At 64.5% G+C, this 26,209-nt stretch carries 29 protein-coding genes; 12 read left to right on the forward strand and 17 right to left on the reverse strand.

All coding sequences use genetic code 11. The features are described 5' to 3' along the window. Window positions 1-39: 39 nt before the first annotated feature. A complete protein-coding gene (locus tag ACFULT_RS21560) occupies window positions 40-1,623 on the forward strand; it encodes an ABC-F family ATP-binding cassette domain-containing protein (protein WP_378482417.1) in 1,584 nt (527 codons plus the stop codon). 46 nt (window positions 1,624-1,669) lie between these two features. Further along, window positions 1,670-2,746, forward strand: a complete 1,077-nt coding sequence (locus ACFULT_RS21565) for a superoxide dismutase (protein WP_378482418.1) — start codon at window positions 1,670-1,672, stop codon at window positions 2,744-2,746. 4 nt (window positions 2,747-2,750) lie between these two features. Here ACFULT_RS21565 and ACFULT_RS21570 read toward each other — a convergent pair whose 3' ends face one another. Continuing rightward, entirely contained in the window at window positions 2,751-3,551 is an 801-nt protein-coding gene (locus tag ACFULT_RS21570; protein WP_378482419.1) for an acyl-CoA thioesterase, read from the reverse strand. Window positions 3,552-3,676: 125 nt separating this feature from the next. Between ACFULT_RS21570 and ACFULT_RS21575 the strand changes: the two genes are divergently transcribed. From ACFULT_RS21575 to ACFULT_RS21585, 3 genes are all read left to right on the forward strand, one after another. Further along, the gene (locus ACFULT_RS21575; protein WP_378482420.1) at window positions 3,677-4,462 is read left to right on the forward strand and encodes an ankyrin repeat domain-containing protein; all 786 of its coding nucleotides are present in this window, start codon (window positions 3,677-3,679) and stop codon (window positions 4,460-4,462) included. A 54-nt stretch (window positions 4,463-4,516) separates the two neighbouring features. Then, entirely contained in the window at window positions 4,517-5,044 is a 528-nt protein-coding gene (locus ACFULT_RS21580) for a dihydrofolate reductase family protein (RefSeq protein WP_378482421.1), read from the forward strand. A 73-nt stretch (window positions 5,045-5,117) separates the two neighbouring features. Further along, the gene (locus ACFULT_RS21585) at window positions 5,118-5,792 is read left to right on the forward strand and encodes a DUF998 domain-containing protein (protein ID WP_378482422.1); all 675 of its coding nucleotides are present in this window, start codon (window positions 5,118-5,120) and stop codon (window positions 5,790-5,792) included. Here ACFULT_RS21585 and ACFULT_RS21590 read toward each other — a convergent pair. Then, complete coding sequence (locus tag ACFULT_RS21590; protein ID WP_378482423.1) at window positions 5,789-6,322, reverse strand: CGNR zinc finger domain-containing protein; 534 nt, start codon at window positions 6,320-6,322, stop codon at window positions 5,789-5,791. The two genes, ACFULT_RS21585 and ACFULT_RS21590, sit on opposite strands and share 4 nt — an antisense overlap. Before the next feature lie 38 nt (window positions 6,323-6,360). Between ACFULT_RS21590 and ACFULT_RS21595 the strand changes: the two genes are divergently transcribed. From ACFULT_RS21595 to ACFULT_RS21605, 3 genes are all read left to right on the forward strand, one after another. After that, window positions 6,361-7,320, forward strand: a complete 960-nt coding sequence (locus tag ACFULT_RS21595) for a DMT family transporter (RefSeq protein WP_378482424.1) — start codon at window positions 6,361-6,363, stop codon at window positions 7,318-7,320. 96 nt (window positions 7,321-7,416) lie between these two features. Next, the gene (locus ACFULT_RS21600) at window positions 7,417-7,827 is read left to right on the forward strand and encodes a VOC family protein (RefSeq protein WP_019666705.1); all 411 of its coding nucleotides are present in this window, start codon (window positions 7,417-7,419) and stop codon (window positions 7,825-7,827) included. Between the two features lie 19 nt (window positions 7,828-7,846). After that, the gene (locus ACFULT_RS21605; protein WP_019666704.1) at window positions 7,847-8,206 is read left to right on the forward strand and encodes a VOC family protein; all 360 of its coding nucleotides are present in this window, start codon (window positions 7,847-7,849) and stop codon (window positions 8,204-8,206) included. 9 nt (window positions 8,207-8,215) lie between these two features. Here the strand turns inward: ACFULT_RS21605 and ACFULT_RS21610 are convergent, their stop codons facing one another. From ACFULT_RS21610 to ACFULT_RS21625, 4 genes are read right to left on the reverse strand one after another with little or no spacing between them, the layout of a single operon-like run. Continuing rightward, a complete protein-coding gene (locus tag ACFULT_RS21610) occupies window positions 8,216-8,701 on the reverse strand; it encodes an SRPBCC domain-containing protein (RefSeq protein WP_378482425.1) in 486 nt (161 codons plus the stop codon). Beyond that, complete coding sequence (locus ACFULT_RS21615; protein WP_230594070.1) at window positions 8,698-9,075, reverse strand: helix-turn-helix transcriptional regulator; 378 nt, start codon at window positions 9,073-9,075, stop codon at window positions 8,698-8,700. Before ACFULT_RS21615 ends, ACFULT_RS21610 begins: the two co-directional genes overlap by 4 nt. Before the next feature lie 24 nt (window positions 9,076-9,099). Further along, the gene (locus ACFULT_RS21620) at window positions 9,100-9,567 is read right to left on the reverse strand and encodes an SRPBCC family protein (RefSeq protein WP_378482426.1); all 468 of its coding nucleotides are present in this window, start codon (window positions 9,565-9,567) and stop codon (window positions 9,100-9,102) included. Continuing rightward, window positions 9,564-9,899, reverse strand: a complete 336-nt coding sequence (locus ACFULT_RS21625) for a helix-turn-helix transcriptional regulator (protein WP_037105296.1) — start codon at window positions 9,897-9,899, stop codon at window positions 9,564-9,566. The genes ACFULT_RS21620 and ACFULT_RS21625 overlap by 4 nt, the downstream gene beginning before the upstream one ends. Window positions 9,900-9,981: 82 nt before the next feature. Here ACFULT_RS21625 and ACFULT_RS21630 point away from each other — a divergent pair, with 82 nt between their 5' ends. Beyond that, complete coding sequence (locus ACFULT_RS21630; protein WP_037105478.1) at window positions 9,982-10,974, forward strand: isopenicillin N synthase family oxygenase; 993 nt, start codon at window positions 9,982-9,984, stop codon at window positions 10,972-10,974. 3 nt (window positions 10,975-10,977) lie between these two features. Here ACFULT_RS21630 and ACFULT_RS21635 read toward each other — a convergent pair whose 3' ends face one another. The 4 genes from ACFULT_RS21635 to ACFULT_RS21650 all read right to left on the reverse strand — a co-directional run bounded on the left by ACFULT_RS21635 (window position 10,978) and on the right by ACFULT_RS21650 (window position 15,627). Beyond that, window positions 10,978-12,240 carry a DUF2786 domain-containing protein gene (locus ACFULT_RS21635; RefSeq protein WP_378482427.1) on the reverse strand — a complete coding sequence of 421 codons (1,263 nt, stop codon included), beginning with the start codon at window positions 12,238-12,240 and terminating at the stop codon, window positions 10,978-10,980. Window positions 12,241-12,336: 96 nt separating this feature from the next. Then, window positions 12,337-13,887, reverse strand: coding sequence for an FAD-dependent oxidoreductase (locus ACFULT_RS21640; protein WP_176458401.1), 1,551 nt, complete (start codon window positions 13,885-13,887; stop codon window positions 12,337-12,339). 61 nt (window positions 13,888-13,948) lie between these two features. Continuing rightward, entirely contained in the window at window positions 13,949-14,965 is a 1,017-nt protein-coding gene (locus ACFULT_RS21645) for a diiron oxygenase (protein ID WP_037105304.1), read from the reverse strand. 80 nt (window positions 14,966-15,045) lie between these two features. After that, window positions 15,046-15,627 carry a TetR/AcrR family transcriptional regulator gene (locus ACFULT_RS21650; protein WP_037105306.1) on the reverse strand — a complete coding sequence of 194 codons (582 nt, stop codon included), beginning with the start codon at window positions 15,625-15,627 and terminating at the stop codon, window positions 15,046-15,048. Window positions 15,628-15,680: 53 nt separating this feature from the next. On the opposite strand from ACFULT_RS21650, the gene ACFULT_RS21655 reads away from it, so the two are divergent. The 3 genes from ACFULT_RS21655 to ACFULT_RS21665 all read left to right on the forward strand — a co-directional run bounded on the left by ACFULT_RS21655 (window position 15,681) and on the right by ACFULT_RS21665 (window position 18,203). Then, window positions 15,681-16,691, forward strand: a complete 1,011-nt coding sequence (locus tag ACFULT_RS21655) for an FAD-dependent monooxygenase (protein ID WP_037105481.1) — start codon at window positions 15,681-15,683, stop codon at window positions 16,689-16,691. 65 nt (window positions 16,692-16,756) lie between these two features. Beyond that, on the forward strand, window positions 16,757-17,692 hold the full coding sequence (locus tag ACFULT_RS21660; protein ID WP_037105308.1) for an ADP-ribosylglycohydrolase family protein: 936 nt from the start codon (window positions 16,757-16,759) through the stop codon (window positions 17,690-17,692). A 1-nt stretch (window position 17,693) separates the two neighbouring features. Then, a complete protein-coding gene (locus ACFULT_RS21665) occupies window positions 17,694-18,203 on the forward strand; it encodes an O-acetyl-ADP-ribose deacetylase (protein ID WP_037105310.1) in 510 nt (169 codons plus the stop codon). Window positions 18,204-18,229: 26 nt separating this feature from the next. Here ACFULT_RS21665 and ACFULT_RS21670 read toward each other — a convergent pair whose 3' ends face one another. The 7 genes from ACFULT_RS21670 to ACFULT_RS21700 form a co-directional block, all read right to left on the reverse strand. Further along, window positions 18,230-18,898 (reverse strand): NUDIX domain-containing protein, encoded by a 669-nt coding sequence (locus ACFULT_RS21670; protein WP_037105313.1) that lies wholly within the window; start codon window positions 18,896-18,898, stop codon window positions 18,230-18,232. 27 nt (window positions 18,899-18,925) lie between these two features. After that, window positions 18,926-20,230, reverse strand: coding sequence for a hypothetical protein (locus ACFULT_RS21675; protein WP_378482428.1), 1,305 nt, complete (start codon window positions 20,228-20,230; stop codon window positions 18,926-18,928). A 95-nt stretch (window positions 20,231-20,325) separates the two neighbouring features. Then, the gene (locus tag ACFULT_RS21680) at window positions 20,326-21,039 is read right to left on the reverse strand and encodes an excalibur calcium-binding domain-containing protein (protein ID WP_378482429.1); all 714 of its coding nucleotides are present in this window, start codon (window positions 21,037-21,039) and stop codon (window positions 20,326-20,328) included. 193 nt (window positions 21,040-21,232) lie between these two features. Next, window positions 21,233-22,357 (reverse strand): hypothetical protein, encoded by a 1,125-nt coding sequence (locus ACFULT_RS21685; protein WP_378482430.1) that lies wholly within the window; start codon window positions 22,355-22,357, stop codon window positions 21,233-21,235. A 58-nt stretch (window positions 22,358-22,415) separates the two neighbouring features. Continuing rightward, window positions 22,416-23,828 carry a dicarboxylate/amino acid:cation symporter gene (locus ACFULT_RS21690; RefSeq protein ID WP_378482431.1) on the reverse strand — a complete coding sequence of 471 codons (1,413 nt, stop codon included), beginning with the start codon at window positions 23,826-23,828 and terminating at the stop codon, window positions 22,416-22,418. A 197-nt stretch (window positions 23,829-24,025) separates the two neighbouring features. After that, a complete protein-coding gene (locus tag ACFULT_RS21695; RefSeq protein WP_037105321.1) occupies window positions 24,026-24,379 on the reverse strand; it encodes a VOC family protein in 354 nt (117 codons plus the stop codon). Window positions 24,380-24,454: 75 nt separating this feature from the next. Beyond that, window positions 24,455-26,053 (reverse strand): FAD-dependent monooxygenase, encoded by a 1,599-nt coding sequence (locus tag ACFULT_RS21700; protein WP_378482432.1) that lies wholly within the window; start codon window positions 26,051-26,053, stop codon window positions 24,455-24,457. Window positions 26,054-26,209: the final 156 nt, after the last annotated feature.

A 26,209-nucleotide genomic window follows, 5' to 3' on the forward strand; every position in this document is an offset into this window, starting at 1 on the left:
CATCCCTAGTAGGAGCTGTTTCGTTTGAGTTGGATCCGCATGAACGACGTCGCCAAGGGATACGACGGCAAGGTGATGCTTCGCGAAGTGTTCTTCAAGCTCGCCGACGGCGACAGGATCGGCCTGATCGGACGCAACGGCACCGGCAAGACGACCCTGCTGCAGCTGCTGTTGGGGCGTGAGCAGCCGGATTCCGGAATCGTCGACGTCACCGACGGTGCCCGCATCGGGTACTTCTCCCAGTTCTCGGAACTCGACGGTGAGCGCAGCATCCAAGCCGAGCTGGAGTCGCTCTTCAAAGCCGTGCATGCGATCGAATCCGAGCTCGCCGAGGTCGAGGCAGCGTTGGGTGGCGATCTGGACGAGAAGCAGATGTACAAGCTGGTCGATCGCCAGGCGGAGTTGCTCGAAGCGATGGACAGCAGTGGCGGCTGGACCTACCACCAGCAGATCGACACCGTGCTGTCCATGCTCGGGTTCAACGCCGACCGTCGGGATCTGCCCGTCGGCAAGTTGTCCGGCGGCTGGAGAAACCGCGCCGCGCTCGCGAAGATTCTGCTCGAAGCGCCGGACGTACTGTTGCTCGACGAGCCCACCAACTTCCTCGACGTCGCAGGCATCGCGTGGCTCGAACGCTGGCTGCGAGACTTCCGCGGAGCCCTGCTGGTGGTGTCGCACGACCGGCACTTCCTCGAGCAGGTGGTCACCAGCATCGTCGAGATCGAGAACCATCACCTGCAGACGTACGACGGTTCGTACTCGGAATACGTTGTGCAGAAGCAGTTCCGACTCAAGAACCTCGAACGGGAATTCAGTAGCGAACAGCAGTTGCTGGCGTACGAACAGGAAGCCATCTCCGACAGAAAAGAAGCACTGAAGAACCCGAGCGGCGTCCTCAAGCGCAGGCTTGCGAACATCAAGAAGGCCAAGAATCCTCGACCCGTCGACACCGTGGTCACCGCCATCTACGGGGGACTTCACGTCCACGACAACCTGGCGGAGATCACCGGAATCTCCAAAAGCCATGGCGAGCAACACCTCTTCTCCGATGTGTCCTTCGAGATCCACCGAGGTGACCGGATCGCGATCACCGGACCCAACGGATGCGGAAAGACAACCCTGGTCGACATCCTCACCGGCGCACAGCAACCCGACGCCGGAAAGGTCAAGTGGAAGACGAAATCGCCGTCGTTCATCTACTACAACAAGGTGCTCGCGGACCTGGACCCCGACGACACCGTCACGCACGCAGTGAACGCCATGCCCGGCAGCCTGGCATTCACCGCCACGAAAAAGGAAGTCAATCGCTTCCTGACCTTGCTCCAGTTCTCGGAACTCGATCTCAAGACGCGCATCGGCGTGCTGTCCGGCGGGCAGAAAGCCCGAGTCGCGCTGGCGCAGTGCCTGTTGTTCGGAGCAGGCGTCATCGTCCTCGACGAGCCCACCAACCACCTGGACCTGGCCAGCACGCAAGTGCTCGAACGCGCCCTCATCGCGTTCCCGGGCGCCGTGATCCTCGTCAGCCACGACCGCTTCTTCGTCGAGAAAGTGGCCGTGCGGCAACTGTCCTTCGACGGCCAGGGCGGCGTCGCCGAAACTGCCGGGGTGCAGATGCCGCTGTGACCTGGGGCAGCAGCCAGATTTTCGGACATATGGAACACTCGGGAGGGTGAAACGCGCCCCCTTCGTGATCCCCGCCCTTGCTGCAGTCACCGCGCTTGCGGCGGCATGCGGATCCTCCGATCCGACGCCGGCCGCCGCGCCTGACACCACGTCCTCGTCTCAGGCGCCGGCGTCGTCGACACCGACAACTGCGCCGTCGAACGCCGATATCTACACCCTGCCGGGAACGGATGTGTTTCCCGAGGGCATCGCCGCCGACGACGAGACGTTCTACGTGACGTCGACGGGCGACGGAACAGTGTTCCGGGGAACGCTCGGCACCCCTGAGCTGGAGGTGTTCCTACCCGGCGGTGCAGACGGGCGAACCGCCGCGGCGGGCCTCGACGTCTCCGATGGTGACGACGACAACGACGACAACGACGACAACGACAACGACAACAACAACGACGTCGACGACGTGAACCGCCTCGTCATCGCAGGGGGACCCACCGGCAAGGTCTGGGTCTACGACAGTGTGTCCGGTTCCCTCGTCGGCACGTTCACCAACGGCCTCGGCGAGGACGCGACATTCCTGAACGACGTCGCGATCGCCGACAACGGCGACGTGTTCGTCACCGATTCGCGCAGCCCCGCGCTGTTCCGCATTCCAGCAGTGCAGGTGCGCGACGGAGCTCAGGACGGTCCGCTCGAAACCTTCGTCGACTTCGACGGCACTCCGTTCCAGTACGGCGAGGGCTTCAACGCCAACGGCATTGTCGAGGTCGACGACGACGCATTGGTCGTCGCGCAGTCGTCCACCGGAAACCTGTACCGAGTCGACGGACGGTCGAAGGAAGTGACCCAAGTCGATCTCGGCGGTCGGACTCTCGTGAACGCCGACGGACTCGAGCTCGACGACGACACGCTCTACGTCGTCCGCAATCGCGACGGACTCATCTCACGGGTGGAGCTGTCCGACGACGGTAGGTCCGGCCGAGTCGTCGGAGAGATCACCGACGGATCGTTCGCCTACCCGACGACCGTCGCTGCCACGGACGATCGCCTGCTCGTGGTGAACAGTCAGTTCGACAAGCGGGGAGGAGATCCGGTGGAGCCCTTCACCGTCAGCTCCATCCGAGAATAGGCGCTCAGTCCTTGTAGTACACCACCTGATGGCTTGTCGCCAGTAGCTTCTCGTTGCTGCTCCACAGCTCGGCCGACTGATCGAAGTACCCCTTGTGGAACCGTCGGGCTGCGGCGTTCGCGAGAACGAACGAATCCGACTGCACAGCAAGATCGTCGGCCGTCGCGAAGTAGTGGATGGTGAGCGAGATGGTGCCGGCAGGCACGTACTTGCCGCGGCGCTGGAAGACGCGTGGGTAGAACACGTCGCACATCGACGTCAGTGACTCGAAATCCAATGCGCGTGCCGGGGTGTCCCTGACCCACAGGGCGATGGCGGAGTCTGCAGCTTCGTTCTCGCTCAACGCGCCTGCGGCGAAACGCATTTCGTAGTTTCGCGCCCACGCGATGAACTCCGGGAAACCACCGGGCTCGAGTTCGGACGGCGCAGGCACGGCCGGCGCAGTGGCTTCGTCGTCGTCCCAGGTGTCGCGTCGAGTGCCGAACACGGCGGTCGCCGTCGTTGCAACGACGCCGTCCTGGGTCAATTCCAGGTACCAGTGCTGGTTCGATCGATTGGTGCGCACCGCGCGCGTCGAGATCTGGAATTCGCCCTCGGTGATGGGGCCGGCGAAGTTGATCGTGAGCGAGACCGGGTCGCCGAGACGATCGGGATGCAGCCGGACGGCTCGCACGAAGGCTGCTGCCGTCACGCCACCGAACGGGCCGACCATGTTGTTGTACGGCGCCGAGGTGCGGCCCAGGAACACTCCGGGGCTGATGCTCTCGAGTGCAATCGCGTCGTCGAACTGATGATCGTCGGACATCGTTCCCCTGCTCTGATCGGCGGTTCTATGCTGCGCGTCATAGTACCGGACTCGAGTAGTTTCACCGATTCGCCCGCTGTTCGTTCGCGCATACGGTCGTTCTACATCGAGTGAAAGGACCGGTCATGTCGAAGGTCACGAAGTGGGCACTCCCGTTGCTGGTGGCTCTGTGCCTCTCCGGTTGTGCCTTCGAGCCGCTGTCCAGATTCTTCGGCGCAGACGCGGACAAGTACTTCGACGACCCGCGAGTCGTCGCACTGCTGGACGCCGCACAGAAGGGAAACCTGGACGAGGTGCGTTCCCTCGTCGAGGACGGCGCGGACATCGAGTCGCTCAGCAACGACCACGACCCCAAACGAGCAGCGATAACACCAGTGCTGTGGGCGGTCGAATTCGGTTCGGCGCGCACGGTGACCACCCTCTTGGAGGCCGGAGCCGACGCTCGCGCAGAGACCGTCGGCGGCTACAACGCCCTCAACTACGCAGTGCTGCGAGACAACATCGAATCCATGCAGGCACTGCTGAACTGGGACGCAACCCTCGTCGACTCACCGGACCGCTTCGGCGGCAACGCCGTTCACGGCATCGCGCTGTACGGGCGCGAGGACATGCTCGACGTGATGATCGACGCCGGGGCGTCGCTCGACACCCGTCAGACAGTGAGTCGTCAGACTCCGTTGTTTTCGGCGGCGGCGGTGAACAACGTCGACATGTGCCTGCGGCTCGTGAAAGCCGGAGCCGACGCCGGTTTACGTAACGACGGCGGTTTACGTAACGACATCGGTGAGACGTTCCTACCCTCGCTGTTTCGGACGAACGACACACTGATGAACCGCGACTTCCTGTCTTCACGCGAGAAGCTGGTCGACGAGATGCGCGCCCGAGGATTTCGGATCGAGACCGGCCGATGATTCCGTCGCTCGCGGCAGGTCTCAACGTGCAACCGACCAGAGAGGTACGACGTTATGGCCACACTGCTGTATTCGGCGACGATGTCGCTCGACGGATTCATCGCCGGTCCCGGCGGGGACATGTCCTGGCTGAGCGAGTACGTGGGGGAGCCGAACGAGGCTGCGGATCGACTGCTGTCCCGAATCGGAGCAATTCTGTGTGGAGCCGTCACCTTCTTCGGTGACGACCCCAATCGAGGAACGGATGCCGAGGGTGCGTTCGGTGGCCAGTACGACGGCCCCACCGTGCTGCTGACGCATCGACCTCCGGTGAATCCCATTCCCGGGGTCTCGGTCGCCACCGACCTGCACGCAGCCGTCGAATGCGCTGCCGCTGCGGCGGGGGAGCAGTATGTCAACGTGCTGGGTGCCGATGTCGCCCGGCAGTGCATCGACGAAGGGCTGCTCGACGAGATCCTGGTCTTCACGGCGCCGGTTCTCCTCGGCGACGGTGTGCGCCTCTTCGACCGCCCCGGTGGTGAGCGGGTGACCCTCGAACGCATCCCCGGAGAAGTCGAGAACTGGTACCGCGTGCTTCGCTGATACGGCGCGCGGTTCTGTGACTTCCACTTCGGGGACGAGCCTGAAGGCGCATTCTTCGGGCACAGTGGATCGGGTGACGATCGACATACCGCGCCTCGTGCGACCCGCCTCGGCCGGTGCCGTCGCCATCATCCTCGGTTCCGTGCTCGTGCTCGTGCTGGACATTCACACCGCGGCGAGCAATCCCAGCCACCTGCGCCGAACCATCAGTGAGTACGGCCTCGGCGCCCAGCAGTGGGTCTTCACCGCAGGAGTGCTGCTTCTTGCGCTGGGATCCGCCGCGACCCTGGTGGCTGCGGTTCGCACCGGGTTGGTCAGGCCACGATCGACAGCGGCGGTTGCCCACACGCTGTGGACCGTCGGCCTCGTCGCCGTTGTCGCCGTCCCCAAGCAGGATTGGAGCAACGACGCCACACTCGGGCTCGGCGGTGCCATCCACCGGGCCGGCGCGGCAGTGGCGTTCGTGAGTGTGCCGATCGCCGTGATCACCTTCTCCCTCCCGTGGCTGCGGGACGGGCGCTGGGGTGTTCGAGCACGGTCGACGCTCGGCCTGGCATTCCTGGCGGTGGCCACGTTGCTCCCCATCCTGTACGCGCTCGTCGTCGGCGCGACCACGACGACTCCCTGGTACCGGGTCGTCACGTTGGGTTACGTCGAGCGTGCCCTGGTGGTCGCCGAGGTGCTGGCGCTCATCTCACTCGCCCTGTGGGTTCGAGCGGCGTCGACGAGCAGGGTGCGCGAGCGTTAGGTTCCGGCCTGCCTCGTCCGGTACGCCGCGACGGCGGTGCGGTTACCGCACGCGGTGCTGCAGAACTTGCGCGATCGGTTACGCGAGAGGTCGAGCACGATCCCCTCGCACTCGGCTGCGCAGATGGTCAGACGGGAGAGTTCGTCGGCGCGGATGACGTCGATCATCGCCATCGCGGTCTCGACGGCGATGCGTCGCGCAAGGGGACTGTCGTCGCTGACCGCGTGCAGGTGCCAATCGGTCTCGCCGTGGCGGACCAGCCGGGGCAAGGCGCAGGCGTCGGCCAGGATCGCGTTGACGAGCTCCACCGCAGTGTCGCGGTCGCTCGTCAGCAAAGTGCGCAACGACGGACGCAGGGCGCGGACGGCATCGAGCTCGGCTGCGTCGCCGTCGAACCGTCCCGTGTAGTGGTGTCGGGCGAAGAACTCCTTCAGCTGGTCTCGGGTCACGAGTGTGTCGGGATCCTCGCCCGAGTTGGCCAAGGCCACGGCGGACACCAGCGCACCTGCGGTGTCATCGGTGAAAACCATGTTGACACCTTACCAATCGGTTCCTACTGTAATGAGCCATGACGGCATTGACCAATGACGGAACTTCCTCGGGTGGGATGGCAGCCACTCCCTCCAGGCTGGCCTCGGGTCTGGGATTGGCGGTTGTGTCATCGGCCGCGTTCGGGCTGTCCGGGCCGCTGGCGAAGAGCCTGCTCGACGCCGGGTGGACGGCTGGGTCCGCCGTCACGGCGAGGATCATGATCGCTGCCGCCGTCCTTCTGGTTCCCGGCGTGCTCGCGTTACGGGGACGGTGGGCACTGCTGTCGAAGAATCTGCGCACCATCCTCGCCTACGGCGTGTTCGCCGTCGCCGGTTGCCAGTTGGCATTCTTCAACGCGGTGAACTACATGCCGGTCGGGGTTGCGCTGCTCATCGAATTCACCTCTCCGGTGGCAGTCATCGGGTGGATGTGGTTGCGGCGAGGGCAGCGCCCGACGCTGGTGACGGTCGGTGGCGCTGCCGTCGCCGCCGTCGGCTTGTTCCTGGTGCTCGATCTCGTGTCCGGTGCTTCGTTGGACCCTCTCGGGATCCTGTGGGCGCTGGCAGCAATGGCGGGCGCAGCCGTGTACTGGATCATGTCCGCCGACGAGGGAAACGGGCTGCCCCCGTTGACGCTGGCCGCTGCCGGATTGCTGTGCGGCGGAACGATTCTGCTCGTCGCAGGCGCGCTCGGAGTGGTTCCCTTCGCGGCGAGCACCGACGATGTCGTCCTCGCAGGCGCGAGCATGCCCTGGTGGGGGTCTGTCCTCGGGCTGGGCATCGTGACGGCGGCGCTGGCCTACGTGTGCGGAATTGCCGCCATTCGCAGGTTGGGGTCGAGACTCGCGTCGTTCGTCGGGCTCACGGAAGTGGTGTCGGCTCTGCTGTTCGCCTGGCTGCTTCTCGGTGAAACGCCACGGCTCGTTCAGATCTCGGGCGGCGTTCTCATTCTGATCGGAGTCATCGTGGTCAAGCTGGGTGAGCCGCGTATCCCGTGAGTGCCGTACATATTCGAACACGCCCCCGCCGGCAGCCAGGCTCCTAGGATTGTCGTCGAACCCCTAAGTGGACGGCACCGAGCGCGAGGAGACATCATGACGACCCGCCTGAATCCGTATCTCAATTTTCGCGGCGACGCCCGTGAGGCACTGCAGTTCTACCACTCCGTGTTCGGAGGCGAGCTCACTCTCAACACGTTCGCAGACTTCGGTGCGAGCGACGACCCGGCCGAGAAAGACCAGATCATGCACGGCCAACTCGTCTCGCCCAGCGGTCTGACTCTGATGGGTGCGGACACGCCGTCGAGCATGAACCTGAACGTCGGCGACAACATCTCCGTCTCGCTCAGTGGCGAAGACGAGGCCGAATTGACCGGATACTGGAACACACTGGCCGACGGGGCACAGAACACGATGGGTCTGAACAAGGCCCCGTGGGGTGACACCTTCGGCATGCTCACCGACAGATTCGGCATCAACTGGCTGGTCAACATCGCAGGTTCGTGACGGAAAGTAGGCTGCCGACATGGCCGAGAACATGCACCATCGACTGAACTACATCGAACTGACAGTGACAGACCTGGCCGCAGCCCAGGCCTTCTACTCCGGCGCATTCGGCTGGGGGTTCAACAACTACGGGCCCGAGTACGCCGGAATCCAAGGCGCCGACGGGGACGAGGTCGGTGGTCTCGCGCTCTCCACCGAACCACGCCCGACCGGTGGCCCGTTCGTTCTGCTCTACTCCGACGACCTGGAAGCGTCACTGGACGCAGTGACCGCAGCCGGCGGTGAAGTGGTCAACGGGCCGTACGAATTCCCCGGAGGTCGACGCTTTCACTTCACCGACCCGAGCGGAAACGAACTGGGAATCTGGGCGGCGCAGTAGTTTCCGGTACTACCCAGCAAGCACGGCGTCGATCTGCCCCATGGCCAGGCTCATGCCTTCCTCCATGCCCATCTCGATGAGCGTGTTCATCTGCTCGGCACTGACGAAGGTCGCAACCGTCGTCATGCGGGTACGTCCGTCGACGTCCTCGAGCGTGACGGCGGTCTTCGTGACGCCCACGTTGTCGATGGGGTTCCAGTCGTCGTCGGCGAAACCGTCGTCGAACGACAGGCTCGACGGAGCGTCCAGTGACGTGATGCGCCACCACCCGCGAGCCCTCTCGCCGTCGGGACCGGTCATGTAATAGAGCGCCTTGCCACCTTCGACGAACTCGAGGGTGTCGAAGGTCGCGGGCCAGGTCGGTGGGCCCCACCAGCGTTCGAGCTGACGGGGGTCGGCCCAGATCTGCCACACCCGGTCGACTGTCGCGTCGAACTCGGCGACGATCGTGAAGTTCAGTCGGTCGGGGTTCTGTGTTGTGCTGATGACGCTCATGAGGGTTCTCCCTGGTCTTCGGCGAGGATATCGGCGATCCGGTCGACGCGTCGGCGCCAGATCGTTTCGTACTCGGCCAGCAGTGCTCGTGCTCTTTCGATGCCTACCAAATGAATTCGCACGATCTGCTCCCGTCCGCGCTTCTCTTTGCTCACGACCGAAGCGCGTTCCAAAATCGCAACGTGCTTCTGCACGGCCGCGAAACTCATGGAGTAGTGAGCGGCGAGCGAGGACACCGAATGCTCGTTCCGTAGAAGCCTGGACACGATGTCGCGCCGAGTGGTGTCCGCGAACGCCTGGAAGAGGCGGTCGAGATCGGCATCGCTCACTTCATCTACAACCATTTGGTTGTACGTTAGGCGGTCGGTCGGCATCGGTCAAGGGTCGAGGACTTCCTGTCAGGCCTCGGCCAGTTCGGCGAGCTGCCGGGTGACGGTTCCCCACCCGTCGTGAAAACCGAGCTCGACGTGCTGCGCAGCCGTGGCTGCATCCTTGTGCATGACCGTTGCGAGATATTCGGTCCCGCCCGGGTGGTCGGCGAACGTGATGACGGCAGTGATGAACGGGTCGGCAGCCGGTCGCCAGCCTGCAGTGAGTGCATTCGTGAACACCACACGTTCCCCGTCGACGACGTCGAGGAAGCATCCCGCGATATGCGGCCCGAAGGTCACTCCTGTTTCGCTGATCTCGGTGACGAACGATCCACCCGGCCGCAGTTCGAGATCGACGACGCGTGCAGTAGCGGGCTTGGGGACCCACCACTGTTCCAGCTGGGAGGGTGTCGTCCAGGCTTCCCACACTCGTGTGCGTGGTGCGCGAATGATCCGAGAGACGGTCAGATCGAGGTCGGATTGCGTGTGTGTCATGACGGCTCCTGTGTTTCGGTGACGAACTGTTCGAGACGGTCGGTGTGCGCTTCCCAGGTGGAACGCTGTTTCTCGAGCCACAGTTCGACGGCGGAGAACGGATCGGCGACGAGCGCGCAGATACGTGTTCGCCCGGTCTTGTGGGTCAGAATGCACCCGCTGTCCTCGAGGAGGCGGATGTGTTTCAGGAAGGACGGTAGGGCCATGGAGAACGGCTCGGCCAACTCGCCGACGCTTGCCGGCCCTCGTCCGAGGCGTGCGAGAACGGCCCGCCGGGTGGGATCGGACAGTGCGTGGAAGACGAGATCGAGCGTCGGCGAAAACTGAGCCATGAGGCAAACTATCAACGTTCGGATGGTTAGCGCAAGAGCTAAGTATTAGCGGATGTCGATGCAGAGTTCGATACTGGACAGCATGCTTCCGGTTCTCGACCTCACACACGCGGACTCCGATCCGGTGCGATTTCGCGCCGACCTGCTCGCCGCCGCCCACGAATCCGGGTTCTTCTACCTGACCGGCCACGGGGTGTCCGGCTCCCGAATCGCGGAGGTCCTGCGCCTGGCACGGGAGTTCTTCGACCTGGACGACGGCGCCAAGGACGAGATCTCTCAACTGAAAAGTCCGCAGTTTCGTGGGTACTCGCGTCTCGGTGGAGAGCTCACCAACGGACGAACCGACTGGCGCGAACAGATCGACATCGGCCCCGAACGTGCCCTCGTCGACGGGGCAGAGGGCTACTGGCACTTGCAGGGGCCGAACCTCTGGCCGTCGGCGCTGCCGGAGCTGCGTCCCGCGTTCGAAGCGTGGGAACAGGAACTGTCCGACATGGGCCTGCGGCTGCTACGGCAATGGGCAACGGCACTCGGTGCCGAGCCCGGCGTGTTCGACGACGCATTCGCACACAACCCGGCAACCCTGATCAAGGTGGTGCGGTACCCCGGAAGCTCCGAGAACCCGCAGGGAGTGGGTGCGCACAAGGATTCGGGAGTGTTGACGTTGTTGCTCGTCGAGCCGGACTCCCGAGGCCTACAGGTGGAGCTCTCGCCGGACGAGTGGATCGACGTTCCGCCCGTCCAGGATGCGTTCATCGTCAACATCGGAGAGCTCCTCGAATTCGCGACGCAAGGATACTTGCGCGCCACCCGCCACCGCGTCGTCGCGCCCAGTGAGGGCACCGACCGAGTATCGATTCCGTTCTTCCTCAATCCAGCCCTCGACGCCGTGATTCCCATTGTCGAACTGCCCGACGAACTCGCCGCTCGAAGCCGGGGCGTCGAGGACGATCCCAACAACCCCATCTTCGCGACCTACGGCGAGAACGCCTGGAAGTCGCGAACACGAGCCCACCCGGATGTCGCCGAGATCCACCACGGCATCACGGCGACCGGTCCGAGCTCGGCGTACTGAGGGTCAGTCCTCGATTTTCTCTCGGCCTCCGGTGATGTCGGCACGGTCGGCAGCAACCCGACCATGATGCCAGCCACTGCGATTGGAAAAGCTGGTCTTCCTCGACGTCAGATTCGGGAACATCTCGTCGAACATCGCCGTGACGGCTCGGTCGCGTTCGGCGAAGACCGGGACCAGAGCAGTGCCGTACTGTTCGCCGGCCTCGGTGCGAGCTCGGACGAATGCCTCGGTGATGCGCTCCTCGACTCGCTGTGCATAGGCGAACAGGAACGACCGGCGAAAACCTCTGCCGCGCTTGCTCGAATCGACACCCACCGCGTCCAGTTCCATGGCCGATTGCACCAACAACGACGTGTAGAGCAACTCGCACAAGTCGATATCGACGGGCATGCCTACCGCGGCGACCAGCTGAAATCTACGGTAGTGAACGGTTTTGACGCCGTTGGGTCGAGCGACGGACGAGAACAACCGCATTTTCGCATCGACGTAAGGGTTGTCGACGGTGAATCTTCTGACGGAAACACGGGAGTCGATGGGGTCGGTCGAGCGCGCGTCGACCATGGCGGTATCGATGGCGTAGCGCGTCATCAGTTCCTGCGCCTTGGCGGAGAACGATTCTCGTTCTCCCGAGAACGACGACGATTCTGCCTTGGCCAACAGTCCGCGAATCTTGTTGAGCACCTTGTCGTCCGACCTGACGCGACCGGATGGCGACTTCTCGCCCCAAAGAGACGGCGGTGGCCCGGTCGTTTCCATGGTGGGCAGCCGGCGGACGGTGGCATTCAGGTGCAGGAAAGTGGTCCAGAATGCATGCGGCGTGACTCGGCGGTTGGTGCGGAGGCCGGCGAGCTCCGCACCCGGATCGACACCGAGCGTGCGCAACTGCCCGATCCACTCCTGGGGAGCACGAGAGAACGCATGACTGCGCCGTGCATGCTCGCCGAGAAGGACCACCAGCATCGGTGCGGCTGCCTTGTCTGCGCCCTGGCCGACGACGTGTACGAGTTCTGCAGGCATCCACCCACGCTCGAACGCCGTCTCCAGCAGCGACGCGGAGAACACCGAGCTCTCGGTGCACAACCGAGCCGCCGAAAGCCGATTCTCGATGTCCATGAGCCGACCGACGAAGGCGTGCAGTGCCGTCTCGTCCGTCAGCAGACTGGACGCCAGATCGACTCCGGCGGTCATCAGAGTGTGAATGTCGATATCGATGTTGCTGTGCCCGAGCCACCACTGCGGGGCGCGAGTCAGATCCGAAGTGCCCATGAATGTTCCCCTCGTCGAGAGTGTCGTCGACGCCAGTGAGGGGCTGGCAACGCTGTCGACGAAAGTTCTATCAGGGCACTACGACATCAAATCCACTCACGTGCGACGGAGTCGCCATTGTCGGCGGGGTGGGGTTGCGACACCGAGATCGGGGAGCAGCCCGTTGTTGAAGTCCTCGACCAGGTTCAGAACGGTCCCTTGCGCGCAGGACTTGTTGGTTCCGATGAATCCCGACGGTCCGCGCTTGATCCAGCCGGTCACGTAGGTTCCGGGAACGACCTCACCGTCGGGGGAGTCGAGCACACGGCCGTCGTCGTTGGGGATGACTCCGCGACGGTCGTCGAAGGGCACACCGGGAAGCGCGACGCCTCGGTAGCCGATCGAGGTGAGCACGAGTCCGGCGTCGACGGTTTCCTTCTCGCCCGTCGCGACGCTGCGCACGCCTCCGTCGTCGTCCGTCTCGAGCGTCATCCGATCGAATTCGACTCCGGTGACCGAGGTTTCGCCGAGAATGCGGGTGGGGGAGAGCAGGTAGCGCAGCACGATGCGCCTGTTGTCGCCGCCGGGGGTGTCCTCGACGCGACGCAGCAACTGCAACTTCTGCGCGACCGCGTGGGGAAGGTCGTCGGCGTCGGCCAGCGCGGCCGTGGTGGCATCGAGTTGGATCTCGTCGTGGTGCAGCGAGATGTCGATGCCCGGGGTCGAGAGCAGGCCGGCGAACTCGGGAACGGTGAACGCCGACTGCGCAACACCGCGTCGGCCCACGACGAGCACTTCCTCGATCTTCGACTCGCGCAGGGTCTTCACCACGTGATCCGGCACGTTGGTGCCCACGAGTCGCTCGGGATCGATGGTGAGAATGCGCGCGACATCGAGAGCGACGTTGCCGTTGCCGACGATGACGGCGCGCTTGTGCGACAGGTCGTACCGGCGGTGCGAGTGGTCCGGGTGCCCGTTGTACCAGGCGACGAAGTCGGTAGCCGACGTCCGTCCCGGGAGGTCCGCGCCGTCGATCGTCAACTCGCGGTCGCGTGAGGCGCCCACGGCGTAGATCACCGCGTGGTGAGTCTCGAGCAGCTGTTCGTGGGTGATGTCCTTGCCGATCTCGGTATCGAGGTGGAACTCGAAACCGGACTGCGCGGCAATCTGGTCGAACAGACGCGACACCTGACGAGTCTTCTCGTGATCGGGTGCCACGCCGAGGCGAGCGAGGCCGTGGGGCTGGGGGAGTCTGTCGTACACGTCGACCTTCACCCCGGGCTGCGTCAGCAACTCGTCGGCCGCGTACATGGCCGACGGGCCGGAGCCGACGATCGCCACACGCAGCGGCTCGCGTTCCTTGGTGACCGCTGGTGCAGGCGACACAGGGGCGAGGATCGGACGCGGCGGCCGTTCCTGCTTGTAGAAATCGGAGTTGATCGTGAGGAACGGAAGCTGACTCTCGGTGAGCTTCGACTTGGGAACGATCGCGTCGACGGGGCACGCCGACACGCACGCCCCGCAGTCGACGCATGACGCCGGGTCGATGTGCAGCATCTCTGCCGTCAGGAAATCAGGCTCGTCGGGTGTCGGGTGAATGCAGTTGACGGGGCATGCGTAGACGCACGATGCGTCGCTGCAACACGATTGGGTGACAACGTGGGGCATGAGTATTCCTGACGGCAGGCGCTGCTGTGGAGAGAACTGGCGCTGTGAAGGACGGGGAAGATCAGGCGGCGAACTGGCTGGAGCTACGGTCCGGCTCGCTGCGGAAACGCGAGGCCTTGCCGTCGATTCCGCACAGCTTCCACATCAGCTTGGCCGGGCGGCTCATCATCTTGGTGTCCTTGGCGAGCATGCGCACGTCACCGAAGTAGTCCTGCAGCGTGTGCTGGGCTTCCTCGCTCTCCCAGAACAGGTCCTTCTTGACCGATGCGGGGATGTCGAACTTCTTCCAGAACCGCTTCGGGGGAATGACGATCGCGTCGCACAGCACCCGCATGACGATCGGGAAAGCGAGCGACAGGAAGAAGCGACCTACCTTCGACATCTTCGGTACGCGACGACGCAGCAGCTGGTGCGCGAAGGAGATGTGGCGTGCTTCCTCGGCCACGTGAATGGCCATGACGCCCTGCATGATCGGGTGGATTTCCTCGCCCGACCGCAGCACGCCCTTCTGGATGTGGTCGATCGGCTCCTCGCCTGCGAGGACGCCGACGAAGAACAGTTCGGGGGCGATCGACGCGAACAACGGGATGATCGGCGACAGCATCTTCATCGGCCGACTCATGCCGGGTGCGTCGTTGTCGACCCGGTTGACCATTTCCTGGAACATCAGCGTGTGGTTGCACTCTTCGATCGACTCGTGAGTGCAGTACCGCGCCTCGGCCGAACCGTTGGGCAGGGAGAAGACGTACTGCATCATCCCGCGAATGAGGATGTTCTCGAACTGCAGTCCGACCTTGGCCACGTTGGCTTGGCGCCACATGCCGATCGCGATCTTCTTGTCCTCCGGCAGAGCCTGGTACCAGGCGTGCCCACCGATCGGATCGGTCTTGGTCGGGAGAATCCACCGGCGATCGTTCTCGGTCACCGCGAACTCGGGGGACTCCCAGTCGATGTCCACGTACGGGTCGAAATGCTTGTGCACCGAGCCCTCGGACAGAAGGCGCAGAGTCTCGTTGTACTTCTCGGTCTCTGCGTCCGGGTCGATCGAGATCGTGCCGTCTTCTGACGTCAGTGTCATCGCTTCCTCCTACATGGTGCGAACGTGTTTTTAATGTAACTCGTAGTATCAGCAAAAGCCAGCTTACTCACGAGTAACTTTCAAGAACGGGTTCCACCTGCAGTTATTCGGTCGACGGCTACGCCGATATCCACCGATTCTGTGTGTGACAGCGTGCTCGAATTTGTCGCAGTGGCGATTTTATGGAGGATCAGGCCGTCCAGGTAGTGGCACAGCGCGCGGGCGCACGATGCCGTGTCCTCGGTGGAGATGTGGATCAGGGTGCTCTCTGCCCATTCGACGATCCTGGCGCGGATTGCGCCGAGCCTTCTCGCCAACTCGGGGTCCGTGGCCGCTGCGGCGAAGAGTGCAAATCGCGCGATCGTGTGTGTTCGCCGCGGGCCGATCGCGTCGTCCACGAATGCGACCAGCGCTGCCGTCAGTTCCCCACGAGACCGAGGTCGGGGTGTGGCGGATGCGTTCTCCCACGCCTCCCGGTCGAGTTCTTCGAGATGTTCGAGCACGCCTGCGATCAAGGCGGATCGAGTGCGGAAGTAGTTCGAGGTGGTCCCCGCCGGCACGCCTGCGCGAGCGTCGACCTTGCGATGCGTGAGGCCGTGGAGCCCGTGTTCGCCTACCTGGTCGAGAGCTGCTGCTGCGGTGTGTCGGCGCTGGGTGGTCATGGCTCACTATAAAAGTAGTGCCAGTACACTACGATCGTAGTATCGTCCAGAACATGAAGTCAGCGGTGATCGTCGGGGGTGGAATTGCAGGACTCGCCGCCGCGCCGATTCTGGTCGGCGCGGGGTGGGACGTCTGTGTGCTCGAGAAGTCGGACGAGGTGTCCGCAGGTGGTACGGCTCTGGGGATGTGGCCGGAAGCGCTGCGGGCCCTGGATGCAGTCGGGGTCGGCGACGCTGTTCGATCCGCGTCGGTCGAAGTGACCGGCGCGCGATTTCTACGCCCTGACGGTTCGTGCATCGCTCGTCTGGGCGCGAAGCATTCAGCGCGTCTCGTTCCTCGACCGGCTCTGCTGGAAGTGTTGGCTGCGGCGAGTCCGACGGGTGTCGTGGAGTTCGGCCGCCGGGTCGAAGCGTTGTCCGACGTGTCCGAGTGCGACGTGATCATCGCCGCCGACGGGATCAACAGCGCCATCCGGTCGGAAGTCTTCGGTCCTGAGGGGACGCCGATTCCGTTGGGCGCTGTTGCGTGGCGGGGGACCGTCGACGGCCCATGTGTGTCCATGACGGAGACGTGGGGACGAGGCAAGCTGTTCGGAACGACGCCCCACGACAGTCGTCGCACGAATTGGTTCGCCTCTGTGAGGCTGACGGAGCTGGGTGAGGGCGAGTCGATGGCGGAGCATTTCACGTCGTGGCACGGCGGTGTGTCCGACGTTGTTGCGCGAATCGATCAGCAGCGCACCGATTTCCGTGAGCTCGCGACGATCCCGTCGATGAAGTCGTGGGTCCGTGGGAATGTCGCGCTCGTCGGTGACGCCGCGCATGCAATGGCGCCCAATCTGGGCCGGGGTGCGTGTGAGTCCCTGTTGGATGCGGTCGCTCTGGCTTCTTCTCTCGTCGAGGAGGAGACGGTCGCCGGCGCTCTGCGTAGGTACGACGCTGCTCGACGCCGCCGGGCGTACCGGATCTCGCGCGCGTCGTCGTTGGCTGGTTCGTGCGCAACCGCTCGTCGGTGGACGAGAGTGCGGGACCTGGTGGCGGGTGGTCTGACGCGGATCGGTTGAGCTGTTGCAGATTAGCTCAAATATGCGCTAATCTAAGCGCACAAACGAGCTAAGGAGATCCGGCAGTGACATCGAATACCGGTCGAAGTAATCGCGCAGCCGGAGTGCTACTCGGCACGGCAGCGGGGGATGCCCTCGGTGCTGGCTACGAGTTCACCCATCCAGCACCGGGAACTGTCGTCGACATGATCGGCGGCGGTCCGTTCGATTGGGCGCCTGGTGAGTGGACCGACGACACATCCATGGCTGTTGCAGTGGCCCTCGCAGCCCGCGAGGCGAAACCAGGAGAGGGCGCCGGACTCGATGCCGTGGCCGCCAATTTCGTCGCCTGGTACGACACGAATCCGGCCGACATCGGACATCAGACGCGGTCGGTACTCGGGTACCGAAGTGAATCCGCCGCGGACATGACACGTCGGGCGGCAGCTCTCACCGGCCGCACGGGAGGAAACGGTTCGCTGATGCGTACGGCCCCCGTCGCACTCGCGTACCTGAACGACACCACCGACGACCTGACGAACGCAGCCCGATCGATCAGTGAACTCACGCATTCCGATCCGAGGGCAGGCGAGGCGTGCCAGCTCTGGACGTTCGCGATCGCACATGCCGTCCATCACGAAAACTTCGACGGCGTGCGCGGATGGCTGGACGTCGCCGGGAAAGCGGCCGACTTCTGGGCACCACTGCTCGACGAGGCCGAGAACGGGAGCCCGACGGACTTCCCGAACAACGGGTGGGTCGTCCACGCGCTGCAGACGGCATGGTGGGCAGTAACGAAAGCCGAGCAGGTAGGACCGAAACACCTGGTGAGAACGCTCGAGCTCTGTGTTCTCGCGGGCGGTGACACCGACACCACTGCCGCGATCGCCGGAGGACTCGTCGGAGCCCGTTGGGGCGCGTCGGCTGTTCCGGAGAAGTGGCAGATGATGCTGCACGGGTACCCGAACCTGACCGGCAGGGATCTCCTCTCGCTTGCCGCCGACATAACAGGAGAGATCTGACATGGCGATCATCGACGTCGTTCACGGCGACATCACCACGCTGCGGGTCGACGCGATCGTCAACGCAGCCAATTCGACGCTGCTGGGAGGAGGGGGTGTCGACGGCGCGATCCACCGAGCAGGAGGGCCCGACATCCTCGCTGCCTGCAAGGAGCTGCGCCGCACGAGCCTGCCCGACGGCTTGGCCGCGGGCGCTGCCGTCGCGACCACCGGAGGCCGATTGCCGGCTCGGTGGGTGATTCACACTGTCGGACCACGGTATTCGGCACACGAGGATCGATCGGGCATCCTGCGATCGGCATACGTGCGTAGTTTGGCCGTCGCAGATTCGCTCGGCGCGTCGACGGTGGCGTTTCCCCTCGTGTCGGGCGGGTCGTACGGATGGCCGGTGGACGATGCAGTAGCGCAGCAGGTCGCCGCCGTCACGGGCGCTCGAACGTCCGTGGACGTGGTGACGCTCGTCGCCTTCAGTGACAGCATTGCTCGAACGACGACGCGTCTGCTGGGCTGATTCAGCGGACAGGCCGCATCCTGCGGCTAAGACCGCAACAGCGCGGACGCCGTTTCCGGCAGGACCGCGCCGGCCTTCCGTCGATACAGCTCGGCCGGGCGGCCGCCCGCAGCGACGGACGTCGCACCGGTCCCGTCGAGCGCCGGTGACACGTGGCGTCTGAACGTGTCCTTCGGGAATCGATTCCCGAACACCACCTCGTACAACTGCTTCAGCTCGAGCAGCGTGAACTCCTCACCGAGCAGAAGCGACGGATCGATGTTCGACGCATACCGCCGGCGCAGGTCCTCGACGGCGAGAACGACCATGTCGCTGTGGTCGAACGACAACGGCTGTGATGGCCGATCATCCTCGATGCGAACCACTTTCACACCGATGGGTAGCGAGCCGTACGGAACTGCAGCGCCGTGCGCCATCGACAGGACCCAACCGCGGTCGTCGCGGTCGGGGGCGTCGAACATGCCGATCTGGTGAAACTGCAGTGCCGTGATACCGGCTTTCGATTGCAGCACTCGATGCGCTGCATCGGACAGGCGTTCACCGGGATGAAGGAAGGTACCGGGCAGTGCAAGGCCACGAGGTGAGTCGACGGTGACCACGAACAATGCGGACTCGTGCACGGTCAGCACTGCGACGTCGACGGCTACCGACGGACGTGGGTAATCCGTCAGTGTCGTGCCCGCGCCCTCGGTCATTCGTCGATGTTAGCGCACCTACTGCTGTTAGCGCGCTGGTGAGTTATCCACTCGGACATCGAACAACGAGGGCTGGTCGAACTGGAGGAAGAGCTGGGTCTGTTCGCCGCGGGGAACTGGCGCAGGTGCAGGCCGGGCGGCGCGCTTCAGGCTCGCAGCGACGTCCTCCCAGGCTGCCGCGAATTTGTCGCACAGGACCGCGGCTCGGAGACGGCGTTCGTCGCCCAGCCGGTGGGCGTGCCCACGAAAGCGCTCGGCCGACCACAGTGCGCGCTCGGTGAGTTCGGCCAGGTCCTGGCGACGGCACAACGCATCGACGGTCGCCGTGTCCACGGGACCGGCCGTCAGCTCGCACGCGGCCCGCAGAGTGCCGAGCGTTCCACTGTCGTCGGACCACGTGACCTGTGCAAGAGCATCGGGATGTGTGTGGTCCGGATCGAACACAGTGCCGCCCAGCTCGGACGCGAATCTGGTGTCGATGCGGTCCACGAACAGACCGAGCGAATAGATAGCGGCAGTGAGGTGGCGAGGGACGAAGGTGCGCGTCGTGACGTCGACACCTGCGAACAACTGCCCACCCGCAACGACGAAGTTGATCTCCTTCCACCGTGTGCCGAGCCAGGCCATCTTGCGTGACAGCGCAGTGGAGTGCCGAACACCGGTCACGAGAGGAGCGTGCAGTCGCACGGCCGTGGCATCCGGCCCGAGACACACGTGGACCGGTAGTGCGAATCCACCGATTGCTATGTCGCCGTTGTCCTCCTGCGAGATGTCGATACCGGCTCCGCGCAGGGTGTCGATCATCAGAGCGCGAAGATGATCGATGTCCAGCGGTACCAGTGCGGTGGAATCGGTGCGGCGAGGATCGGCCGCGGTGCGAAACTGCCGTCCGCTACCGCCCTCCGCGTCTGCGGACAGGAACGCCGGGTGGGTGACGTGCCAGACGGACCGAAACGCAGTGACTATTCGCTCCGCGAGATCAGCCGCGTCGGAGCGGTTGCACTGCAGGGAGCAGCTCTTCACTCCGAAGACGTCACGTTCACCCGGCGTGGCCCACCCCAGTTCGCCGAGCTTCTCGTCGTCGCCCACCGGCGGCTCGATCCCGTCGTAGAGGTAGCGCCCGAGCGCAGCGTCCGACCGAATCTCTCCATCCGGACCCGAGGACACCCGGATCCACGGCGTGTCCCCGTCTCTCCGGTCCACCCCAGACTCCGCACTCACCGTCAGTACCTCACCGTCGGGCATCTCCGCGACGAACGCGGCGAGATCCGCCTGGTAGGTGCGCCACGCACCCTCGATGAAGTCGATGAGATCGAAGTTTCGGTCGTTCACTGCGCACCCCTTGCCACTGACGTCATTGCTTGCGCGGCAGCCGAATCGGCCTGCGACAAGAACTGTATCGGTGGGGTCCGACAAGTTCGGCGAGCTCAGTTCTCGCAGCCGACGCCGTCGCCGTCACGGTCGAGTTTGGAGCTGTAACCGGGATCGCCTGCGTAGATCGGTGCGGCACCGGCAGCCCGAACCGCGGCGCAGTTGGCGTACGAGACGTACGACGGAACCGCCGCTGCCGCGGGGGCCGGTGGCACGTACTCCGGCTCGGGCTCGGCGATGTAGACCGGCGCGGGCTCGGGAACGTACGGCACGGTAGTGGTCGGCGGAGGCGCATAGACGGTGACGGTCTCGGGAGCAGGCGCGAGGGTGGTCGTCGGTGCAGTGGTAGTCGGCGCGACCGTGGCCGTGGGAGTGGTCGTCGTCGGTCGGGCGGTCGTCGGGCGGGTCGTCGTCGGGGACGCCTCGGCGATAGCCGGTGCAGCGAACGCCGCCGGAGCGGGAACGTCGTCGGAGTGCGGTGCGGGCGCAACGATGCCGACGGCGACGAGCGCGGGAATGGCTGCCAGGGCAGGAGTTGCCCAGACGACTCGGCCATGGGAGGGCTTGACGATCAAGTACAACGCACCGGCCACGGCGACACACAGTCCGAACACGATGCCGGGGAGCGAGAAGTCCGCGATGGACGCGAGGAGGACCAGCGCGCCGAGTACTGCGGCGCACCACGCGATGATCCGGCCGATCAACGGTCGGGGTCGCTCGGGTCGTTCAGCGCCGGGGAAGACGTAGGGCTGGGAGAAAGGATCGGTCATGGGGGGGAGTCCTCGAGTGATGGAGAAGTGGCGCGTGAGCACCGTGACCAGTCGAGACGGCCGATCGATCATGCGACGGATCGTGCTTTCGTACGACGGCGGGGCTCGAAGCGAGAATCCGGCTGCCGCGGACTGTTTCACGCCGGCCGTGTGCTGTATTCCGAGCACCATGTCGTACGTACCGCGCAGTTCGTTACAGGTCTTCCGGGTCCTGATCCCCGAACGGTTCTGCCAGCGTCACGCCCGCCAGAACAGCAGGCCGCAGCGCCTCGGGAACGGTCAGTGCGTCATCGGCGGAGACCAGCACGGTTTGCTCCTGCAGGGCGCGGATCCGGTAGTCGATCAACTGCGCCGTTCGCAGGTCCTCGCCTTCGAGGCCCTCGTAGTCCTCGTCCGCGTTGTCGAGTGGCAGGTCCTCGGTCATCGCCGCGAGCAAAGTCTGAATCGCGAAGGTGTTCGACAGGGCCATCGAGACGTCGGTCTCGCTCATGCTGAGTTGGTGGCGGATGTGCTGGGTGAGGACGTCTCGAAGCACGTCGACGGATCGCGAGGAGAAACTGTCCACCGCCGAGCCTGGCACGACGCGGGTGCCGTCCGTCTCCAGGACGTCGGTGGCGAACGCGACTGCCCAGTGGTCCAAGGCCGTGATGTTCTCGGGCTGCGGTTCGTGGTCCGAGTGGTCGTGCTCGCCTTCCTCGGACAGCGCCGTCGACAGTTCGGGAATGTCGTTCACCGATGCGCCGGACCCCACCCGGTCGACCACGGCGGCGACACCGGCCACGACGGGAAGTGCGGCCAGTGCTGCCGACTCGTCGGCCGGCGCTACGAGCGGCAACTCGATGTCTTCCGGGGCGAGGACGTCCGGATCGTTGTCGATGAAGTCGGTGAGGTCTTCCATGCAGTGCGCGAAGTCCTCGTCGCTACCGGTCCATGCGTCGGTCTCGTCGAGGAAGGTGAGGAATTCGAGCAGCGTTACGACGATGTTCGTTGCTGCTGCAGCACCGTTGTCCGGATCGGAGTCCTCGATCCGCTCGACGGCGTCGACGATGAAGTGGGCGTCGTTCGGAGTCCACGAGGTCACGACGAATCCCGGGTTGGCCCGGTCGACCTGACCCAGCGTCGTCTTCACCAGGCTCACGACGCGGTCGGCGTGCTCACCCATGTCGCGATCGGTGAGCCAGGAGTGGAAATGTTCCAGCAGGGCATGGGGGATCGTGGATGTGCGGGCAGCGGAGCCTGCGGATTGTTGCCGTCGGGCACGCGCTTTCGTTTTCGCTGCGCGCTTCTGCCCCCGGCTTGCCGGTCCTTTGGATCCCATGAGTGCCTAGTTTAATGGCTGCGACGGCGCGCTCGGCGCACCGTCGCAGCCACCATTGCTAGGGCGACAGCTGCGGCTGTCGGTCCGTCGGCGGAGTGACGTCGTCGTCGCTGAACGGGTCGCCGTTGCGAGGACTGTTGTACCGGGCTTCGTCGAGGATTCCCTCGCGCTTGGCAACGATCGCGGGCACGAGGGCCTGACCGGTCACGTTGACTGCCGTGCGTCCCATGTCGACGATCGGCTCGACGGCCAGCAACAGGCCGACTCCGGCGAGCGGGAGCCCCAGTGTGGAGAGGGTCAACGTGAGCATGACGGTCGCTCCGGTGGTGCCTGCCGTTGCGGCGGATCCGATGACGGAGACAACGATGATCAACAGATAGTCGGTGAACGTCAGCGTGACGCCGTAGAACTGGGCCACGAAGATAGCGGCGATGGCGGGATAGATTGCGGCGCAACCGTCCATCTTGGTCGTTGCTCCCAGCGGAACGGCGAACGAAGCGTATTCACGGGGAACGCCGAGGTTGCGTTCGGTCACTCGCTCGGTCAGAGGCAATGTGCCGATGGAGGAGCGAGAGACGAATCCCAGCTGAGTTGCCGGCCACACTCCCGAATAGAACTGTCGGACCGAAAGGCCATGCGCACGAACGATGATGGGGTATACGACGAAGAACACGATTGCCAGGCCGACGTAGATGGCGACGGTGAAGACGCCGAGGGAACCGATCGCATCCCATCCGTAGGTTGCGACCGCGTTCGCGATGAGTGCGGCCGTACCGATCGGCGCAAGCCGGATGATCCACCACAGCACCTTCTGCACGATGGCGAGTAGAGACGCGTTGAAGGTGAGGAACGGCTCGGCCTTGTCGCCGATCTTCAGTGCGGCGATTCCGATTGCTGCAGCGATCACCAACAACTGAAGGATGTTGAAACTCAGTGAAGTGGTTGCGGTACTGGCAAATCCGTCACCGGCAGCAGAGGTCGTCACCGACGTCTTGGAGCCGAGAGCGAAGAAATTGTTGGGTACCAACCCGGTGAGGAACGACCACCACGACCCCACGCTGCTCGGGTCCTTGGCGGACGTCGCCTCGACGCCGGTGCGCGAACCCGGTTGAGCAACCAGACCGATGACGATTCCGATGATCACGGCGATGAACGCGGTGATCGCGAACCACAACAGAGTCTGGACCGCCAACCGGGCGGCGTTGGCGACCTGGCGAAGGTTCGCGATCGAGGACACGATGGCGGTGAACACCAGCGGCACGACCGCGACGGTGAGCAGCTTGACGTAACTCGACCCGATGGTGGCGACGGTGCCGACCAGCCAGTTGTCGTTACCGTCGGCCGCGTCGGGCATCGATCGTGCGATGAGACCGAGAACGACGCCGAGGATCAACCCGGCGACGATCTGAGGCCCGAAGGATTTTGCCCACGTGGGTATGCGGGACGCGCGCGTAGTACTGGGCGCAGACATGAAGATGCCTTTCGACAAGAAGAGAGGTGAGGGCAGAGAAGCCCTTCGAATCAGAGAATGCGACGCCGAGACGACTCGGTCACAGACAGAGAGAGCTCGCTTGCAGGCGCAGGTCGACGTAGCGTCGACTGGTCAGGAGCGGCATCACTTACTGGAGATTACTCCCAGTTGATTCGGCCTCGTACGTGCGCCCGGGTTCAGTAGTCGACGCGGAACCCGCCGATGAGGGTGATGGTGTTGCCGTCGGGATCGAGAACCGTCGACAACCGAACGCCTTTGTTCGCGTCGACGACGTCACCGGCGTCGATGCCTCGGGATGCGAGTTCCGCGCGGTGAGCGTCGAGATCGTCGATCCCGAAATTCAGCAGACCGGTGCCTGCACGCACGTCGTCGACGGTGACCTGCACCCACCCGACATCGGTCACCCGCCATTCGACGAGGGTCGGCATCGGGTTGTTGGTGGCAGGCGCCCCGAAGAACGACGAGTACCACGTTTCGGCCGCGTCGATGTCCGTCACGGGTACGACGGCGAGTACGTGTTCGATGGCCATGAGGTGTCCGTTCCGAGAGAGAACTGTGCTTCGTACGCCTATGAAGACCCGCCCCGGCGTGCGAAGTCATCGCTCTCAGGCGAAGGTGCCTTTCAGATAGCCGACGACCGCCGCGCTATCGGGAGATCCCCGGTGGCCCAGGTACCCGTCGGGCCGCACGACGAACACCTCGGGACCGACAACCGAATACGCGTCGCGAAACTGCCCCTGCGCGTCGACGATCACCGGCAACGTCGAGTCGACCCGCTCGGCGACCACCAGGTAGGCGTCGAGTAGACCGTGTGCCGCTGTGACGGCAGCAGCTGCCAGATCCTCGTACTCCGCCACCCAGCCTCCCGAGCCTCGCGAGTCGTCCGACCACAGCAACAGCGTGTGCGACACCCCGACGAACAGATCGAACAACCGAAACGAGAACGCGACGATGTCCCGACGCAACTCCCGAGCATCCGGAGCGCGTTCTCCCGGTTGCACCGCGGTCGACGCGTCGTCGACTGCCGACACGAGAGGTCCCGGCGGGTAGGAGATCAGCAATTGCGCTTGCCGACGCATCGTCGTCTCGAAGGAGTTCTCACCGGCGCCGATTCCTTCGCGGGCGCTGCGGACGGTCATCCCGACGACGTCCTCGCCGACGGGCCTGCGCTCCGCGTCGTAGGTGTCCGTCAGGCCTTCCGCGGCGATGCCCCGCACGGAGAGCGCTACCTTCCACGCCAGATTGTGTGCATCCTGAATGCCGGTGTTCATGCCCTGAGCACCGGTCGGAGGGTGAATGTGCGCAGCGTCGCCGGCGACGAAGACGCGGCCCCTGCCGTACGCGTCGACGATGCGGTGGCTGATCTTGAACACGGAAGACCACCGCAGGTTCCGTGCGGTCGTCGGTTCGGGTGACAACCGGTCCAACACCGCCTGGATATGGCGGAGCTCGGGCGTCGGCCCACCGGTGAAGCCGTGCACGATGCCGTCACCGGCACTGGGCGCGGCCGTGAGCTCCTCCGGCACGAACATCGACATCCGGTAACGACCGTGGCCGGGAAGTGGGATCGCCACCAGCAGATCGTCGACGGTTCCGTCCTCGGTCCGGTGCGAGCTCCTGACCCCGTATCCCGGCGGTATCGACCAGTCGACCTCGGTGTCGCCCAGCATGTAGCCCTCCGCGAACGCCCCACCCTCGAACGTCAGCCCCAGCTGCTTGCGCACCGCGCTGTGAGCCCCGTCGCAGCCGATCAAGTACTGCACGTCCGCTGTCGATCCGTCGGTCAGCGTCGCAGTGACGCGCTGCCCGTCCTGCTCGAACGACGCCAGCCCGACGCCCCGCTCGACCACCGTCCCCAGCCCGGCCAGATGCTCGGCGAGAATGCGTTCGGTCTCGTACTGGGGGAGTCCGGCGAACCAGAACGGAACATCCGGCGGCAACGTCAGCTCGATTCGGCCGACCTCGACACCTCCGTCGAACGCGATCTGACCCCGCATCGGCACCGAAGCATCGAGGATCGCACCGGAGACGCCCATGTTCTCGAACACCTCCAGCGTGCGCGGCTGAATACCAACGGCTTTCGCGTACTGCGGCGGCGTCGACGCGGAATCGACGATGCGGCAGTCGATACCCCGCCTACGCAGCTCTATTGCCGCGGTCAGCCCGATCGGTCCCGCTCCGGCAATCAGCACATCTGCACTCACGTGTACGCCCTCTCCGTCGACCCGATGTCGCCGAGTATCGGCCGCAGCCCGGTCGCGTCGGACCTGCTCGGATCTATTTCATGCTTTACGGATGACTCGCGGGTCGCATTCGGTGTCGGTCGGCTCGAGTAGGGTCAAGTCAGATTTCCGCCGCCG

It is taken from the genome of Rhodococcus sp. NPDC057297 (assembly GCF_042667435.1).
Lineage (GTDB): Bacteria > Actinomycetota > Actinomycetes > Mycobacteriales > Mycobacteriaceae > Rhodococcoides.